Source organism: Kitasatospora aureofaciens (assembly GCF_019192735.1).
Classification (GTDB): domain Bacteria; phylum Actinomycetota; class Actinomycetes; order Streptomycetales; family Streptomycetaceae; genus Kitasatospora; species Kitasatospora aureofaciens_A.
Window position 1 is genome coordinate 1 of the sequence record NZ_JAHTKP010000103.1, and the last position, 16,118, is coordinate 16,118.

Genomic DNA, 16,118 nt, shown 5'->3' on the forward strand with positions numbered 1-16,118 from the left:
GCTCGGATACGCCCGTCTTTCCATGCGCCGCAGAACATCACCCGAACCCCGACTGGCACGCCAGTACGGCTGGCGTTCACACGAACGAGCGATCACGAACCGGGAGAAAAGGGACTTAACGTCCACTCAGACATGAACGGTGCGCGTAGCCTCGCCGGCACGCTGCAGGCCGCCGTTGAAGGCATGGTTCATGGTCTCGGGTTCAAAGCTGCCGCAGTCAGCCTCGCGCGTCCTGACGGAGACCTGACGGTGGCAGCGGTCTGGGAAGTCGAGGAGAACGCAGAATCCGGCCTCGCGGTTCTGCTTGGCCAGGTCGGTTCACGCGAGTCGTGGGAGCAGGCGCTCAGTCTCGGCGACGAATGGGGCACTCTTCGCTTCGTTCCGTATGACCGATACCGGCCAGACGACGTCGTCCTATCAAGCTGGACAGGGGACGGCCCACTCCCGGTTCATGCTGATGACTGGCACCCACATGACCTCCTGTTCGCCCCGATGTACAGCACCGGCGGTGATCTGCTCGGAGTGCTCCAAATGGACCAACCACGCAGCGGTAAACGGCCCGGCGTCTCCGCCCGTGCGACGTTGGAGATGTTCTCGCTGCAGGCGTCAATCGCGATTGGCAACGCGCAGCTACGGGCAGAGATGCAACGAGCGCTGGCCCGCCTGGAGAAGGAGCAGCAAGCGCTGCGGGCGAGCGAGGACAACTTTCGGCAAGCGTTCGAGTACTCCCCAAGCGGGATGGCTATTACCGAGCTGCAGGGCACCAGACGTGGTCAGCTGACCCAAGTTAACGACGCGTTGTGCCGACTGCTCGGTCGGCCTCGTGCGGTGCTACGTCTAAAGAGCTTCGCAGACCTCGTACATCCCGAGGACCGAGCGCTACTGGAGCATGTCAGTGCCGAAGCCATGCGGGCTGAGGTGCGGCTATCACATCACGACGGCGGCTACCTGTGGGTCCGCATTCGTAACTCGATCGTGGCGGACGCGGCCACGGGGCCGGCATACGTTCTGAGTACCGTCGACTACATCGGTGATCTGAAGGGCGAAGCGCTCGAAGGTCCGTCCGAGCCGCGTACGCCCAGCCTAGATACCCTTGCGATGGAGCCACCGCCCAGTAACGGCAACTAGGCACGCACCCACCTACCCCTCGATGTCTGAGCCTTCTTCTTCGCGGCGGCGGCCGAGTCCGGCCTTACCTGCTGGAGTCCCGTCCGGCACCGTTGGCGGGCGGTTGGGTGGGTTGGGCGTCACTCCCTGAAGCTCGTGTTCAGTAGGCCCAAGTCGAGCCCGTGCCGCGGTACTCCTCGACCGGGATCGGGTGGACGTCGGGGCGCATGCGGTCGGTGTAAAGCAGGCCGTCAAGGTGGTCGATCTCGTGGGCGATGAGGCGGGCGAGGCCGAACTCGTAAGTGACCGTGGTGATGACGCCGTCGAGGGTGGTGGCGGTGACGTCCATGCGGAGGGGGCGGGGGACCATGCCGCGGACGTCGAAGAAGCTGAGGCAGCCCTCGTACTGTTCGTCGGTCTCATCGGAGACGGCGGTGATCTTCGGGTTGAGCAGGATGATCGGTTCTGCGCCGGCCGTCGGGGGCAGGACGAGGGCGGCGGCGCGGGGGATGCCGATCTGTGGGGCGGCGAGGCCCATGCCCTTGGCGAAGGAGTGGACGCGGCCGATCCGCTCGATGGCGGTGAACAGTTCGTCGATGACGGCCTGGGCGGGGGCGCGTTCGGCCGGAAGGTCGAAGGGCTCGGCGGGGCAGTTGAGGATGGGGGTGCCCTGCTGGATCACGCCGAGGGACTGCATCTGCTGGCTGGGCCGCACCTCGATCACCTGGTCTCCTTGGTCTGTTGCTGGTTGTTCGCGGTGGCTCGGAAGCGCCATTCGAGGCGGAAGCGGGCGTGCAGTGGTGGGTTGTCGGTGGCCCAGGCGAACTGCCGGCGCTCGCCGTCGTCGTGGCGGCTGACGGCGGTGCGGAGCGGTACGGACTCGGCGGTCATAGAGGTCTCGGTGCCCCACACCACGGGGTCGAGGGCGGCCGGGAAGTCGAGGCGTACATCGAGGTGTTCGGTGGGCAGACGGACGGCGCGCTGAAACCAGTGGCCCCACTTGTCGGCGCCCACGCTGTAGGCGTACTCGATCCACGTGGCCTCGCCCGGGTAGAGCGGGAAGCGGCCGTGCTCGTTGTCGAACAGGAGCCAGACCTCCTTGAAGGCGTCCCGGTCGTGCTTGGCCTGCCATCGCATGTCCTCGCCCTGGCACGAGGCGGTGAGCGCCAGTTCGTCCCAGGTCAGTGGGTGCTCACGGTAGTGGGCGTTGGAGCGCTCGGGTTCGCCGGGGTAGCGGTCGACGGCGATGCGGATGAGGTAGCGGGTGATGGGCTCGGCGCCGGTGTTCTGTAGGCGGCGGCGCATGGTCAACCGGTAGGTGGAGCCGTCGAATTGGAGTGCGGCTTCGTCGTGTTCGACCACGATCGCGGCCCCGGAGGCGTACGGCTGCTCGGGACGGCGGGGTGCCGGCGGGGTGGTCGGGGTGCGGCTGCGGGAGCGGGCGGCGTCGTAGTCGAGCCAGCGTCGCCAGATGGCCTTCCCGGCGTTGAGAGTCTCGTCGGCGAGGCGGGCGAACTCCTCCGTCGGCTTGTGGCGGCCGGACTCGATGTGGCTGACGTACGAGGGGTCGAAGCCCATCTTCCCGGCCAGCGCCCGTTTGGAGAGGCCGCGTACCTCCCGCCAGTGGGCGACTTCGGCGGCGAACGCCTCCATGGTCTGGTCGACCGAGTCCTGGTCGGCCCTCGTCTCCATCCGCTCCGCCCCCAGTGAGTGGTGAATGAACCGTGAGTGACCTTAGCTCACCATCCCGTCACGATCCCACCTCCGGTTGTCATTACCCCATAGGACGCGAACTTCAAGCGCCCGGTCAGCAAACAGCTCTCCATCTGCCCTTCTGCCGCGAGGAGTTAGCCGTGTACGAGTCCCCGTCCCGACACCGAGGTCAGCACCGCGATCCGGACGGCGCGGTCCTCGGCGCCGTGTGGGCGGTCGGGAACGCCGTGGCGATCGCCCTGCTCGGCGTCATCGTGCACAACGACTTCGCCCCGGCCCGACTCGGTACTCGCCCGGCGGCCGACTCGGTGCCGGACAGCACCTACGTGTAGCGCCCTTCCACCCATCGCCCATCACGGGCTGGACTCCGAACTGGAGCGCACAGCATGGAAACCAGGAACGTGATCGTCCCCGTCCACGACGGCCCCATCGACCTCGCCCGCCCGCACTTCGTGGGTATCGGCGGCGCTGGCATGTCGGCCGTCGCCCGCCTGCTGCTGGAGAGCGGCAGCCGCATCTCCGGCTCCGACACCAGCGACACCGCCGCCCTGCGCGAGCTGGAGCAGGCCGGTGCCGCCGTCGCCATCGGCCACACCGCCGGCAACCTGCCCGCCGACGCCACCGTCCTCGTGTGGTCCAGCGCGGTGACCCCGAGCAACCCCGAGGTCGCCGCTGCCCGCCGAGCCGGTATCCCGGTGGTGCACCGCTCGGACGTGCTCGCTCACTTGATCGCCACCGCCGAGCGGTCGGTCGCGGTTGCGGGCACCCACGGCAAGACCATGACCACCGGCGTCCTCAGCGCCGCGCTGGCCCACCTCGACCCGTCGTACGCCATCGGCGGCACCCCCGTCGGCCGCCCGAACGCCCGCCAGGGCCTCGGCGGCCTCCTGGTCGCCGAGGCGGACGAGAGCGACCGGACGGCGGGCCGCTACCACCCGCAGGTCGCCGTCGTCCTGAACGTGGACGACGACCACCCCGAGCAGTACGTCGACCTGAACGAGGTCCTGGACGTCTTCGAGCGCTTGGCCCGCAACAGCTCCACGCTGGTCGTCTCCTCCGACGACCCGGGCGCCCGGCTGCTGATCGAGCGCCTTCAGGCGGCGCCCGGCCCGCGGGTCGTCACGGTCGGCGAGGCCAAGGACGCCGACGTGCGGGTGCTGCGCGTGCTGTGGGACGGGACGGCCAGCTACGTCACCGTGCAGGATGCGGACGGGTCGTGGCACGAGTTCACCGTGGCCGTCCCGGGGCGGCACAACGCGCTGAACGCCGCCGCCGCGTTCGCCGCCGGCCGCGTGCTCGGGGCCGAGCCCGCCGACCTTGTGGACGGCATCAGCGCGTTCCAGGGCATCAAGCGCAGGCTCACCACCACCGGCAGCCACGCCGGAGTGACGGTGCTGGACTCCTACGCCCACCACCCGAGCGAGATCACCGCCGACCTGGCCACCGCCCGGATGCTCACCGAGGGCCGGGTGATCGCGGTGTTCGAGCCCACCGGCTGGACCCGCACCGCCGCCCTCGGCGAGGAGATGGGCCGCCGACTCGCGGCGGCCGACGAGGTCGTCCTCCTCGACGTGCACGCCTCGGTCGAGTCCCCGCTCACCGGGATCAGCACCGCGCCGATGGCCTCCCAGGTCGTCGCCTGCGGCGGCCGGGCCCACACCGCTGGCGACGGACGCGACGTCGCGGACGTGGTCGCCGAGCTGGTCGAGCCCGGCGACCTGGTGGTGACGATGGGCACCGGGACCGCCGGGCGGGTCGGACGGGCGGTCCTGCTGCGGCTGGCGGAGGCCCCGGTCGTCGCCGGGTAGTCAGCGCGCGGCGTCAGCAGCGTCGGGCTTGGCGAGCCGCATCGCGGTGTCCTCCAGCCCGACGCTGTGGGAGCCCTTCACCAGCACCACATCTCCGGGCCTGAGGTAGGTCAGCAACAGGTCGAGGGCGGCGTCGCGGTCCGGCACCAGCGTGCCGTTGACGCCGCCCTCCACCGCCCAGGTGTGCACCAGCCGGGCCTCCCAGTCGCCGACCGCGATCAGGTCGGTGATCCCGCTGCGGGCGACGAGCCGTCCCAGTTCCGCGTGGTGGGCCTCGGACTCCTCACCCAGCTCCCGCATCTCGCCCAGCACCGCCACCGTCCTCCGCCCGCCGCGGGCCATGGCGGTGAGCGCGGACAGGGCGACGGCCATCGAATCGGGGTTCGCGTTGAACGCGTCGTTGATCACCGTCACGCCGTCCGGCCGCTCGGTGACGTCCATCCGGCCCGGCGTCAGCTGCCTGGCACCGGTCAGCGCATCCGCCGTCTGCCGCACGCTCGCGCCCAGGCCGATCGCCACCGCGGCAGCGGCCGTCGCGTTGGACACGTGGTGGGCACCGTGCAGCCCCAGCCTCACGGGGGTGCTCTCGCCCCGGTACGTCAGGTTGAACGACGGCCGGCCCGCGGCGTCCAGTTCAACGTCGACGGCGCGCACGTCCCCGGCCTGCACCCCGAACGTCAGGACCGGCGCGACCGTGCGCGGCGCCATCGACATGACGTACGGGTCGTCGGCGTTCAGCACCGCCAGGCCGTCGACGGGCAGGGCCTCGACGAGTTCCCCCTTCGCGGTGGCGATCGACTCCTTCCCGCCGCCGAACTCGCCCACGTGCGCGGTGCCGACGTTCAACACCAGGCCGACCTTCGGCGGGACGATCCCCGTCAGGTACTTGATGTGCCCGGCGCCGCGCGAGCCCATCTCCAGCACCAGCAGGCGAGTGTTCTCGTCCGCCCGGAAGACGGTCAGAGGCAGGCCGATCTCGCCGTTGTACGACAACGGCGTAGCCACCGTGGTGTCCATGGTCTCCAGCACCTGGGCCAGCAGGTCCTTGGTGCTGGTCTTCCCGGCCGACCCGGTCAGCCCGATCACGGTCGGCGCCTTCAGGCGGTCGAGCACCGCGCGGGCCAGCGCGCCCATCGCGTCCTGGACGTCGGGCACCACGATCGCCGGCACCCCAACGGGGCGGGCGGCCAGCACGCCCGTGGCCCCGGCCCGGACAGCGGCCTCGGCGAAGCGGTGGCCGTCGGTGTGCTCGCCCGGCAGAGCGATGAACAGAGACCCGGGCTCCACCAGCCGCGAGTCGATGACCCCGGGCCGGTCCACCACGGCGTCCGGATCGGGCGCGTCGTGCAGAGCGCCCCCGACAGCCTCGGCGATCTCTTGCAGGGTCATGGGGACCACGGTGGCTCCGATCCATCGACGCACCCGCCCCTTCGTCTCCGGGCGGCCTGCCCTCGACGCTAGCGACTCCCCAACGCCTCGCCTGCTATCCCGCGCATTCCGAACCAGACTGTGACAAAAGGAAGATGAGAATGTCTGCCGCACCCCGTATCGCCCTCGTCACCGGCGGCCGTTCCGGCGAACGCGACCGCTCGCTGATCTCCGGCGAGGCCGTGCGCGAGTCGCTGGTCCGCCAGGGCCTGCCGCACTTCGTCCTCGACCCCACCGACAAGGACTTCGCCGACCGCGTCCGCGAGGCCGACGTCGCGTTCCTCGCCATCGCCGGCCAGTGGGCCGAGGACGGCAAGCTCCAGGGACTCCTCGACAGCCTCGGCGTCCCCTACACCGGCTCCGGGGTCCTGGCCAGCGCGGTCGCGATGCACAAGCCCACCGCCAAGACCCTCGTCCGGGCCGGCGGCATCACCGTCCTGCCGCACATCCCGTTGCGGGGCCACGACGGCCCGGAGGAATCCGCCCGAGCGTGCGTGGAGGAACTGGGCCTGCCGGTCATCCTCAAGCCCGCCTCGGAGGGCGGCTCGATCGGCATGCGCGTCTTCAGGGACCTGAACTCGCTCACCACCACGCTCACCCACGACACCCGGGGCGGCGAGTGGTTCGTCGAGCCGTTCAAGGAGGGGACCGCCGTCACCTGCGGCGTCTTGGAGAAGGACGGCGCGATCATGACGCTTCCGCCGCTGGAGACCGTCCCCACCACCGCCGAGTTCTACGACTACAAGGCCAAGCGCAACCCCGCCGGCCACCGCTACCGCTGCCCCGCCCAGCTCCCGGACGCCGCCCTCGCCACCATCTCCCGCGCGGCCGTCCGCGCCCACCAGTCGCTGAACTGCTCGGGCTACTCGCGCTCGGACTTCCTCGTCTCTCCGGACAGCGAGGTCCACTGGCTGGAGATCAACACGCTGCCCGGCCTCTCCACCCATGGCAACCTCGCCACCATGGCCGCGGCCGCCGGGATCAGCTACGACACCCTGATCCAGATCATGCTCGCCACCGCCCGCACGGACGGATACCGGCCGTGAACGCCACCGACCTGCCGCTGTCCGCGGACGACATCTACGACGCCCAGCGCCGCTTGCGCGGAGTCGCAGCGTCCACCCCGGTGCTCTCCCACCCGGCGCTGGACGAGATCGCGGGACGGAGCGTGATCTGCAAGGCCGAAGCCCTCCAGCGGACCGGCTCCTTCAAGTTCCGCGGCGCCTACAACGCCGTGGCAGCCCTGAGCCCGCGCGAGTGCCGACGCGGAATCATCGGCGCCTCCTCCGGCAACCACGCCCAAGCACTCGCCCTCGCCGGCCACCTGCTGTCCGTCCCGGTGACCGTGGTCGTCCCGCACGATGCCCCCGAAGGCAAGGTGAACGGCGCCCGCACGCTGGGCGCCAACATCGTCGCCTACCACCGCCAGCGCGACGACCGTGACGCCATCGTCGCCCAGCTGGCCACCGACCAAGGACTCACCATCGTGCCGTCCGCCGACGCCCCAGCGGTGATCGCCGGGGCGGGCACGGTGGCGCTGGAACTGCTCTGGCAAGCCCCTGTGTTGACCGCGATCCTGGTACCCGTGGGCGGCGGCGGACTCGCCGCCGGCACCGCAGTCGCGGCCAAACACATCAACCCCCACATCAAGGTGATCGGCGTCGAGCCCGCCATGGCCGCCGACACCGCCGTCTCCCTCCGGGCCGGGCAGATCGCCGAGCTGCCCGCCGTACCCGACACCATTGCGGACGGCCTCCGCCACACCACCCCGGCCGCCATGCCCTGGGAGATCAACAAGGCCCTGCTCGACGACGTCATCACCGTGACGGACGCTCAGATCGTGCAGGCTATGGGATGGGCGTTCCAGCACCTCAAGGTGGTGACCGAACCCTCCGGAGCCGTCGCACTCGCGGCCCTGGCCAGCCTCGACTCGCAGCCCGGCCCCGTGGGCGTGATCCTCTCCGGCGGATCGGTCGGCCTGGACGCCTTCCACCGCCTCGTGGCCACCCCGCCACCCCGGAAGGAACCGGCCCTTGCCTGACCAGCCCGAGCGCCACCCGATCCCGCTCATCACCCAGTACGCCACCCCCGCCCTGATCAACGCCATCGCCTACGAAGGCCACCCGCCCGGCGACGACGACAACTGGGCCGCCACCGGAGCCCCCGACCGGGACACCTACGCCTACTGGTCCACCCGCCTCTGCGGCATGGCCTGCCTGCGGATGGCCCTGTTCGCCCGCGACGGCCAGGCGCCCACCCTGTTCGACCTGTTGGACGGCTGTCTCGCCTACGGAGGCTACGTCCAGCAGGAGGATGGGAGCGTCGGCGGCCTCTACTACCAGCCGTTCACCGAGTACGCCCTCGCCAACCACGGACTCCAGTCAGAGATCATCACCGACCTCACCCCGGACCGGCTGCTCGCTGAACTCGACCGCGGCCACCTCGTGATGGCCTCCGTCCATAAGGAGATCCGCCGCCCCGACCGCCCGGCACCAGCACGCGGTGGGCACCTCGTCCTTGTCACCAGCCACCAGGACGGCATGGTCTCGTTCCGCAATCCATCAGGCCATACGGCCAACGCCGTGAACGCTGCTCTCCACCTCGACCACTTCGATGACTTCGCGGCTAACAGAGGAATCGCTTTGCACGTCTGACGACGGACGATGGCCGGGATCGCCTGGATAAGGAGCTGTCCGCCTGGCCGTTCACCAGTGGTGAACGGCCAGCCGGACCGTTGGGCTTACGGCCACACAGCGCCTGCTAGCAGGCCATCGAACCCCAGCGCCCGCATGGCCGCACCGAAGTTGTCCCATTCGAGCTCGGGTGCGGTGAAGTGCTCGTCGAAGTAGGCGCGGGTGAGGTCGGGCTCGTGCCATTCGGCCGCGCAGCGGCAACGGACGAAGACCTGGTGGCGGACGTTGAGGAGGAGCCAATCGCGGCGGGCGCGGCAGTTGGGGCAAGTGATCGGGATTCCGCGGGCGTCGAGTTCGCCGGAGTGAGGGACGGCTCGGATGACGGTCCGGTGGGGGTCGTGGCAAGCGGGTTCGTAGTCGGTCAAGTGGTGCCCTTCCGTGTCGGCCCTCTCTGTCAGCCTTGGGTGAGACATCCCGCTTCGTCGGGTTAGCCTGAGAGGGCCCGAGTAGGAGTTCCACCCCTGATGACCAGCACCAATCCGTCCGCCGCCGACCCGGCTCCCAGGCCGAAGCGCCGCACGTTCAGCCCCGAGTACAAGCTGCGGATCGTCGCCGAGTACGACGCCGCGCCCGAGGGTGAGAAGGGTGCGGTCCTGCGCCGCGAGCGCCTGTATCACTCCCACGTCACCGAGTGGCGGACCGCGCGCGACGCCGGGGCCCTGGAGAACCTGGTCGACCGGCGTACCAGCCCGGCCCGCCCAAAGAAGTCCGCCGCCGAGGTCGAGAACGAGAAGCTGCGCCGGCAGGTGGAACGGCTGGAGAAGGAGCTCGCCCGGAACAAGGCCGCGTTGGAGGTCCTGGGAAAAGCGTCGGCGCTCTTGGAAATGATCTCCGAGAGCGCGGGCTGAGGCACGCCGCCGATCCCGTCGTGGACGAAGCCTTCACCGCTGTCGAACACGAGCTGGGCACCACGGCCGCGTGCCGGCTGACCGGCCGCTCCCGGGCCACCCACTACCGCCGACTGAAACCGCCGCCCGCGCGCGAGCCCAGAAAGCCACAGCTCCAGCCGTCGGCCCTGAAACCCGAAGAGCGTGATGCGGTACTGGAGTTGATGAACAGCCCCGAGTACGCCGAGCTGCCGCCCGCGCAAATCTGGGCCCGTGAGCTGGATACCGGGCGCTACCACTGCTCGGTCTCCACGATGTACCGGATCCTGCGCGAGCGGGGGCAGTCGGGTGAGCGCCGCCGCCAGGCCACCCACCCGGCCAAGACAGTGCCCGAACTGGTCGCCGACGGCCCCTACCAGGTCTTCACCTGGGACATCACCAAAGCGGCCGGCCCCACCAAGGGCATCTGGTACCACGCCTACGTCATCATCGACATCTTCAGCCGCTACATCGTCGGCCACACCGTCGAGTCGGTCGAATCAGCCGAACGGGCGGAGGAGTTGATCCGCGAGACCATCGCGCGCAACGGCATCGTCCCCGAGACCGTGCACGCCGACCGAGGCACCTCGATGACCTCCAAGAAGGTCTCCCAGCTGCTGATCGACCTCGGCGTCACCAGAAGTCACTCGCGCCCCAAGGTCTCCAACGACAACCCCTACAGCGAGGCCCAGTTCAAGACCACCAAGTACATGTCCGACTACCCCGAGCGATTCGACTCCCTGGCCCACGCCCGCGAATGGTTCGACGCCTTCATCTCGTACTACAACCACGAGCACAGGCACTCGGGCATCGGACTCCACACGCCCGCCAGCGTCCACTTCGGCACCGCGGAGGAGATCCGCGACCAGCGGGCCGTCACCCTCGCCGAGGCCTACGCACGGCACCCCGAACGCTTCGGCCGCCGCCCCAGACCACCCGAGATCCCGAAGACAGCGTGGATCAACGACCCCGCCAAGCGCAGGGAACCCGCACCACAAACCTCATAGCGTCACGACCGTCTCACTGGACTTGAAATCTTCCGCGGCGACGGTCGCAAGCACACAAGACGCACGGCGGCCGGGATGGTTCCCGACTGTCGGAATGGACATCACATCGGCACCTTGACCATGCAGTTGTCCGACCAAGACGCTGTGGGGGGCTATGGTGTGCCCGCCCGCGTGGGAAGTCGGCCCGGCCGACTTCCCACGCATTCCCATTCGTCGTCCGCTCGGAAGTTCGCGGCCTAGCCAGGGGCGTGCCAAGTGCCCGCGGTTCAGGGCAGCGGGGCCTCGGGATCCCCGGGACGGGCCTTGCGCCATGGCGTTCCGTCGAGGTCGATGACCGGTCCGGGTTCGCCGTCTGCGGGCACCAGCCGCAGGCCGACCCACTCGCCCGGAGCGGGTTCGGGGGCGCCCAGCCCCGTGAGTACCGACCGGTCCCCGAGGTGGCCCGCAGCCACCAGGATGCCTTCGCGGCGCAGCCGGGGCAGCATCTCGCGCAGTCGCCGCATGGGCTCCGGCGATCGGCACACGGTGGCCAGGTCGCTCCGGGTCAACCGCATGCCCTGCGCACGCCGGAACAGTTCGGTCAGCCGCCGCGCCCCAGTGTCGTGCCTGAGAACGGCCTCCCGGTCTTCCACGGTGAGTTGCTGCAGGACTCCGGTGCGGAGGATCCCGTCCATGCGGATCCAACGGATCGCCTCGCGGCCCTCGCGAGTGAGCGCGGACTTGAGGTCCCGGTTTGACGAATGCCTCAGGTACTCGGGTCGGACGCGGACAACGCCGTAGCTGTACTTCCCGGTGCGGTCGTCCGCCTCGGCGACGACACAGAGCTCCCCCATAAGCTCGGGTCCGAAGAGCCACATGCCGCCGAGCGTCCACTTCAGGTCGAAGCCGATCCCATCCAGGGTGAAGTCGAGGTGCCCCGCGCCGCCCGTCAGTCCGAACTCCCGTTGCATCAGCCGTCGTACGGTCGAGCCGAAGAGCACCTTCTCGGCCTTCTCTAGCTGTGTCCACTCGTAGCGGCCGGTCCGACCGCCGTCCAGCAGGTAGTCACCGGCACTCTCGATCACTCCGGCCATCCGTGCGCCGGTCGGATCAAGCCGAGTCAACTCCCGTACCAGTTGTTCGAGTTCCGGGTCGACAGGGTTCGGGGTCTCGATCTCGAACAGGGCCTCGGTGTCGCCGCCGCCAGCGGGCGCGGGCGGGTCGACGCGGTCGTCGGTTATGTCCGGTCCGTCCGCCCCGTCCGGTGCCGGCGTGTTCGGCGACCAGTCCCAGGGGGAGGCAGTCACCCAATCCCGCAGCCGGGCCGTCTCAGCCCGGGCAGCCTGCGCCTCGGCCAGGGCCTCGTCACTGCTCGCGGCGATGTACTGGATCCTTTCCAGCATCTCGCCGAGCAAATCGTCCCCGATCACCGCTCCACCGCCGCCTCCCGGGGCCAGTGAGGAGAGCAACCGCCTGGTCACGGCCACCTCGGCCGCCAATTGCAGGTTCTCCTGGTGCTTCTTCTGCAGTTCCGTCCGCAGGCGCTGGATCTCGGTGATCTGGTGGTCGCCCTCCGGCTCCCGGCCCGTTCCGCCCCGGCTGCCGTCCATCTCCTCGCGGGCGAGGGCGTAGAACTCCCGCACACGCTTCCGGGCGGCCTGCCGATCGCCCCGTGTCGCGTGAACACAGACATCGGCCACCGCCTCCGCCAGACGCGGCTTCGCGTGCAGGTTTGTTCCGCGGAGCAGCCGGTGCAGCGTCTGCTCCGCGGGAGGGTCCGCCGGCTCGTCGCGCATGGCCTCGACGAGCCGGCGACGGAGTTCTGCCACGTTCAGGCCAGCACTGTCGCGTAGGTCGCGCAGGTGCAGGACGAGCAGGTTCATCGCGGGACAGGCCCCGAGCGGGTCGCCCTGGCGGCGCCCGCTGCGAATCCGCTCCGGCGTCACCGGGCCCTCCAAGATCTCTCTACAGTTCCCGCATTCTATCCGAGAGAATGCGGGAGAACGGCGAGCTGCCCGCTCCCTCGTGCAACGGTTGGGGCCGACTCCCACGAAAGGTGCAGCATGACCCAACGCCCGGCCCGCCGCCGCACTCTGATCGACCTGGTGGCCTTCCTCGCCGTACTGGCGACCGGGATCACCCTGGTCGCGCTGGAGGCCACGGGGACGACGGTCGTCATGGTGGCCGGTGCGCTCTCCACCCTCTACGCCGCGTGGACGGTGGGCAGCCGACGGCAGCAGCCTCCGGACCGGCTCGACGCCGGGGAGGCCGACGGGCTTCCCGACCCCTCCTCCTCCGCGAACGGTGGACACGGCTCCTCACCCTTTCCGAGGTGAGCACTGGGTGGACCGCCACCCGGGACGCTCCGGCCAGCGCCCCGCCATTCGCAGCCGCCCCTCCGACCCGCAGCCACCGAAGTGCCAACCCGTCACGTCCTCGCCTCCCCCACGCGGGTAGTCGGCCAGGCCGACTACCCGCGTTCCCACTCAGGGGTCGGGGCGTGGCCAGGGCGTGTCTCGTGGATCGCTGCAGGGTGCGCGACGCTCCCCGGCCTCACGGCCGGGAGGTGCCCCAGGGCACGCACCTCGCCGCGTTGTCGTCGGTCGCCAATGGCCCCCGGCCTTCGGCCGGGAGGTGCCCCCACTTCCGCCTTGCGATGCAAGCACCCCAACGCCAGCGTGTCGGGACGGTAGATGAAGTCGGCGTCGTTCAGCAGGAGGAAGACGTCGAGGCGGCAGTCAGGCTGAGACAAGGGGGAAATCTCCGGAGGTGGGGTTGGTATTGGTGGCCGATGGCGGCTGGCTGGGGCCTGAGGCTGCTGGGCGGGGTGCGGGACAGTGGGGTCTCCGTTGTTGGGGTCAGCGTCGACGGGTGGGGTCGTTCGCGGCCAGGCCGGTGGCCGGTGCAGGGGTGGCGGTGGGCGTAGCGGTGGTCCGTGCCGTGGTGGTCTTGGTCCGGGCTGCGGTGGTGCGTTCGCCGATGGTGTTCTTGCGGGTGCGTGCTCGCACGGACCACAGGAGGTGCTGGGCTGGCGAGTTGGCGCCCACGAGGTTGTGCGGCTGAGCGGCCTGGTCGAGGGTCTCGCCCACGTCGTGGCCGGTCTGTTCGGCGTCGGCCAGGACGGTGGCGAGTGCGGGCCAGACAGGGTCGGTGGTGATGCTCTTGGCGTGGTCGGGCAGCACGGTCTGGACGGTGTGCTGGTAGCGGGTGAGGGCGCGGGTGTCGGGAGCGCGGTGGGCGAGGTCGGCCAACGGCTGGGCGGCGGTCTGCTGGTAGGCCGTGTTGAGGTGGCTGCTGGTCTGCCAGGCGGCTTCTGCCTGCTGCTGGTGGCCGCGCTGGGCATGCCATTCGGCTGCAGCGATCACCGCGGCGGCGATGACGAAGAGGACCAGGGCGAGTGTTTCGCCGTCCTTGGTGCCGCCGGTGTAGAGCAGTTCGCGGGTGACACGGTGCAGGGCGCCGGCCTTGCGGTGGTGTGGTGTGATGCGGGAACGGTTGGCGCGTTCGAACACCTCTGCAGTGGCTCGGAGTTGTGGGCCGAGCGGGGGTGGGCTGAGGGCGGCGGTGATGTCGAGGAGTTCGCCGAGGGCGGCGATGTGGGCCTGGCCAGCCTGGTCGTCGCTGGTGCGTAGGGTGTGGGGGACGGCCTCGGTGGTGTGGGCGGCGCGCTGCCAGACGGCGGTCCGGTCACCGGCGTCGGTGGCGGGTTCGATGCCGGCGAGGCGCTGGCGGATCTTGGGCAGGGACAGGTCGGGGGCGAGCTTGCTGCCGCTGAACCATGCTGTCTCGCCAGGCAGGGTCACGCTGTAGCCGCCGATGTCGCCGGACGGCAGCCGCCGCGGCTTGACCTGGACGCCGAACTGTTCGAGAGCGAGGAAGAACTGCTCCTCGCTGCTGGCGGTGGCAACCGCCAGCCTGACCTTCGTCCGGAGCTGTTCCCGGGCGGTGGTGGTGTGGCCGAGCCGCCTGGCGCGGTGCTGCTCGGCCTGGGTGGGGCGCTTAGCGGCGGTCCCATCGCCCGGTCGAACCCGCCGGAGACCGTAGTCGACTTCGATCTTGCGGGCCTCGCGTTGGGCGCGGGTGAAGTCGCGGCCGTTCTCCGGCGTGCGACCGTCCTGGCGCACCAGGGTGGCGACGATGTGGATGTGGTCGGCGTTGTGCCGCACCGCGACCCAGCGGCACGCTTTGGTGTCGCCCTTGGGGGCGATACCGGTGGTGCGCACGATGCGCTGGGCGATGGCAGCCCATTCGGCGTCGGAGAGGATGCGGTCTTCGGGTGCCGCCCGCACGGAGCAGTGCCATACGGTCTTGGACGGCCGGTTCCCGGGTGCGAGGGCGTTGACGGGCAGGTCGAGTTGGGCGGCGAGCTTGGCGATGGTGTCCCTGGGACCGCGCTCGCGCTCTGGGGCGGGATCGGGAGCGAAGCCGTTCCACGAAGCGATCATGTGCGGGTCCTCGTGCTCGTCGGCCCTGCCCGGCCCGTAGAGGTAGTGGATGAGGGCGTAGGTGCCGCCGGGGTTGTGGTCGATGCTGGGGATCAGCGCGTGTTCACCTTCCGATGATCGAGGCGGCGGCCGTGTCGATACCCTCCAGGGTCTCCACGACGCAGTCGAAGACGTGCTGGAGGTGGGGCGGTGGTGTGCCGCCGACCCACAGGTTGTGGGCGATCTGGTTGAGGTTGTTACCGATGGCAGCGGCCTGCCGGTCGGCCTCCATCAGCTCCTCCAGCAGGCGGCGGATGTCAGCGACGGCGGCCTCGGGGTTGTCGCTGCGGGCTGCGGCCACGGTGACGGCGGCAGCGTAGCCGCCGGGCTTGAGGCCGCTCGCTGAGGCAGCAGCCTGGACATCGGCCCATTCCTCGTCGCTGAAGACCGGATGGCAGCGGTTGCGGCGGCGAATCTTCAGATACTGGCGGTGCCGAATCCCGGGCAGGACGCCCGGATCGCGCTCGGCGCGGCTGACGGAACCGACCGGCTGCGACACATCTTCCACCGGCACCCCTGGGCCAGAACCGGTCGCCGCTTCCGCCACCCCCGAGGCGGAAGCGGCGACGGCCGACGCCCCCTCGGGGGCGGCGGCGCCGTGTGGACTCCACACGGCCCAACTTGCTGCCACGCGGCCCTCGGTTCCTTGCTGCGATGAGGCGTTGACGCCGATGGTCGTGTCGGTGTCAGGGTGCACGTGCAGGTGGCTCCTTGCGAGTCGGTGGTCGAGGTGGCGTGCCCCGGCCCGGATCGGGCCAGGGCGGAGGCATGTCGGCGGGTGCCGGGGAACTGGTGGCACTCGTCCCATCCGTACCGAGAGCGGTCGAGTAGGCGCATGGCGCGGGGAACAGCGCGGTCAGGGGAGCAGGCGGGTGGTCCGGGGCGCCGCCCTCGGCCCAACGGGCCGGGTCGTGTCCCATGAGGTGGTGTAGTGGTCGTGCGCCAACAGTCATGAAGTAGGCGGGAGTTCGTCGCGACCGGGGTCGGCGGGGTAGATCCTTTCCATGCTGGCCTCGGGCAGGTAGCGGCGGGG

16 protein-coding genes are annotated in these 16,118 nt (G+C 70.1%); 9 read left to right on the forward strand and 7 right to left on the reverse strand.

The features are described from left to right. Positions 1 to 1,128 (forward strand): PAS domain S-box protein (locus KV557_RS39950; RefSeq protein ID WP_256178665.1); only part of this gene is annotated, 1,128 nt, incomplete at its 5' end. Between the two features lie 139 nt (positions 1,129 to 1,267). On the opposite strand, the gene KV557_RS39955 is transcribed toward KV557_RS39950, so the two are convergent. Together KV557_RS39955 and KV557_RS39960 are read right to left on the reverse strand one after the other, a co-directional pair. Then, positions 1,268 to 1,831, reverse strand: coding sequence for a peptide deformylase (locus tag KV557_RS39955; RefSeq protein ID WP_218206949.1), 564 nt, complete (start codon positions 1,829 to 1,831; stop codon positions 1,268 to 1,270). Continuing rightward, positions 1,828 to 2,799, reverse strand: coding sequence for a helix-turn-helix domain-containing protein (locus KV557_RS39960; RefSeq protein WP_218206952.1), 972 nt, complete (start codon positions 2,797 to 2,799; stop codon positions 1,828 to 1,830). The genes KV557_RS39955 and KV557_RS39960 overlap by 4 nt, the downstream gene beginning before the upstream one ends. A 161-nt stretch (positions 2,800 to 2,960) precedes the next feature. Here KV557_RS39960 and KV557_RS39965 point away from each other — a divergent pair, with 161 nt between their 5' ends. Beyond that, on the forward strand, positions 2,961 to 3,152 hold the full coding sequence (locus KV557_RS39965) for a hypothetical protein (protein WP_218206954.1): 192 nt from the start codon (positions 2,961 to 2,963) through the stop codon (positions 3,150 to 3,152). Positions 3,153 to 3,206: 54 nt separating this feature from the next. Then, positions 3,207 to 4,628 (forward strand): UDP-N-acetylmuramate--L-alanine ligase, encoded by a 1,422-nt coding sequence (gene murC / locus KV557_RS39970; protein ID WP_218206956.1) that lies wholly within the window; start codon positions 3,207 to 3,209, stop codon positions 4,626 to 4,628. Here murC and KV557_RS39975 read toward each other — a convergent pair whose 3' ends face one another. Continuing rightward, complete coding sequence (locus KV557_RS39975; protein WP_218206958.1) at positions 4,629 to 6,026, reverse strand: UDP-N-acetylmuramoyl-tripeptide--D-alanyl-D-alanine ligase; 1,398 nt, start codon at positions 6,024 to 6,026, stop codon at positions 4,629 to 4,631. A gap of 131 nt (positions 6,027 to 6,157) precedes the next feature. Between KV557_RS39975 and KV557_RS39980 the strand changes: the two genes are divergently transcribed. From KV557_RS39980 to KV557_RS39990, 3 genes are read left to right on the forward strand one after another with little or no spacing between them, the layout of a single operon-like run. Further along, positions 6,158 to 7,102, forward strand: a complete 945-nt coding sequence (locus KV557_RS39980; RefSeq protein WP_218206960.1) for a D-alanine--D-alanine ligase family protein — start codon at positions 6,158 to 6,160, stop codon at positions 7,100 to 7,102. Beyond that, positions 7,099 to 8,097, forward strand: a complete 999-nt coding sequence (locus KV557_RS39985; RefSeq protein WP_218206961.1) for a threonine ammonia-lyase — start codon at positions 7,099 to 7,101, stop codon at positions 8,095 to 8,097. Before KV557_RS39980 ends, KV557_RS39985 begins: the two co-directional genes overlap by 4 nt. Next, positions 8,090 to 8,710: a C39 family peptidase gene (locus tag KV557_RS39990; protein ID WP_218206963.1), complete on the forward strand. Its 621-nt coding sequence runs from the start codon at positions 8,090 to 8,092 to the stop codon at positions 8,708 to 8,710. Before KV557_RS39985 ends, KV557_RS39990 begins: the two co-directional genes overlap by 8 nt. An 86-nt stretch (positions 8,711 to 8,796) precedes the next feature. Here KV557_RS39990 and KV557_RS39995 read toward each other — a convergent pair whose 3' ends face one another. Next, positions 8,797 to 9,114 carry a hypothetical protein gene (locus KV557_RS39995; RefSeq protein WP_218206965.1) on the reverse strand — a complete coding sequence of 106 codons (318 nt, stop codon included), beginning with the start codon at positions 9,112 to 9,114 and terminating at the stop codon, positions 8,797 to 8,799. 99 nt (positions 9,115 to 9,213) lie between these two features. On the opposite strand from KV557_RS39995, the gene KV557_RS40000 reads away from it, so the two are divergent. Further along, the gene (locus tag KV557_RS40000; protein ID WP_218206968.1) at positions 9,214 to 9,597 is read left to right on the forward strand and encodes a hypothetical protein; all 384 of its coding nucleotides are present in this window, start codon (positions 9,214 to 9,216) and stop codon (positions 9,595 to 9,597) included. 20 nt (positions 9,598 to 9,617) lie between these two features. Beyond that, complete coding sequence (locus KV557_RS40005; protein ID WP_218206969.1) at positions 9,618 to 10,622, forward strand: IS3 family transposase; 1,005 nt, start codon at positions 9,618 to 9,620, stop codon at positions 10,620 to 10,622. 266 nt (positions 10,623 to 10,888) lie between these two features. Here the strand turns inward: KV557_RS40005 and KV557_RS44695 are convergent, their stop codons facing one another. After that, positions 10,889 to 12,652: a NaeI family type II restriction endonuclease gene (locus KV557_RS44695; protein WP_218206970.1), complete on the reverse strand. Its 1,764-nt coding sequence runs from the start codon at positions 12,650 to 12,652 to the stop codon at positions 10,889 to 10,891. Positions 12,653 to 12,664: 12 nt separating this feature from the next. Between KV557_RS44695 and KV557_RS40015 the strand changes: the two genes are divergently transcribed. Continuing rightward, a complete protein-coding gene (locus KV557_RS40015; protein WP_218206971.1) occupies positions 12,665 to 12,937 on the forward strand; it encodes a hypothetical protein in 273 nt (90 codons plus the stop codon). Positions 12,938 to 13,459: 522 nt separating this feature from the next. Here KV557_RS40015 and KV557_RS40020 read toward each other — a convergent pair. Together KV557_RS40020 and mobC are read right to left on the reverse strand one after the other, a co-directional pair. Beyond that, positions 13,460 to 15,046 (reverse strand): relaxase/mobilization nuclease domain-containing protein, encoded by a 1,587-nt coding sequence (locus KV557_RS40020; protein ID WP_256178668.1) that lies wholly within the window; start codon positions 15,044 to 15,046, stop codon positions 13,460 to 13,462. Between the two features lie 103 nt (positions 15,047 to 15,149). After that, positions 15,150 to 15,782, reverse strand: a complete 633-nt coding sequence (gene mobC, locus KV557_RS44700; RefSeq protein WP_218206972.1) for a plasmid mobilization relaxosome protein MobC — start codon at positions 15,780 to 15,782, stop codon at positions 15,150 to 15,152. Positions 15,783 to 16,118 lie beyond the last annotated feature (336 nt).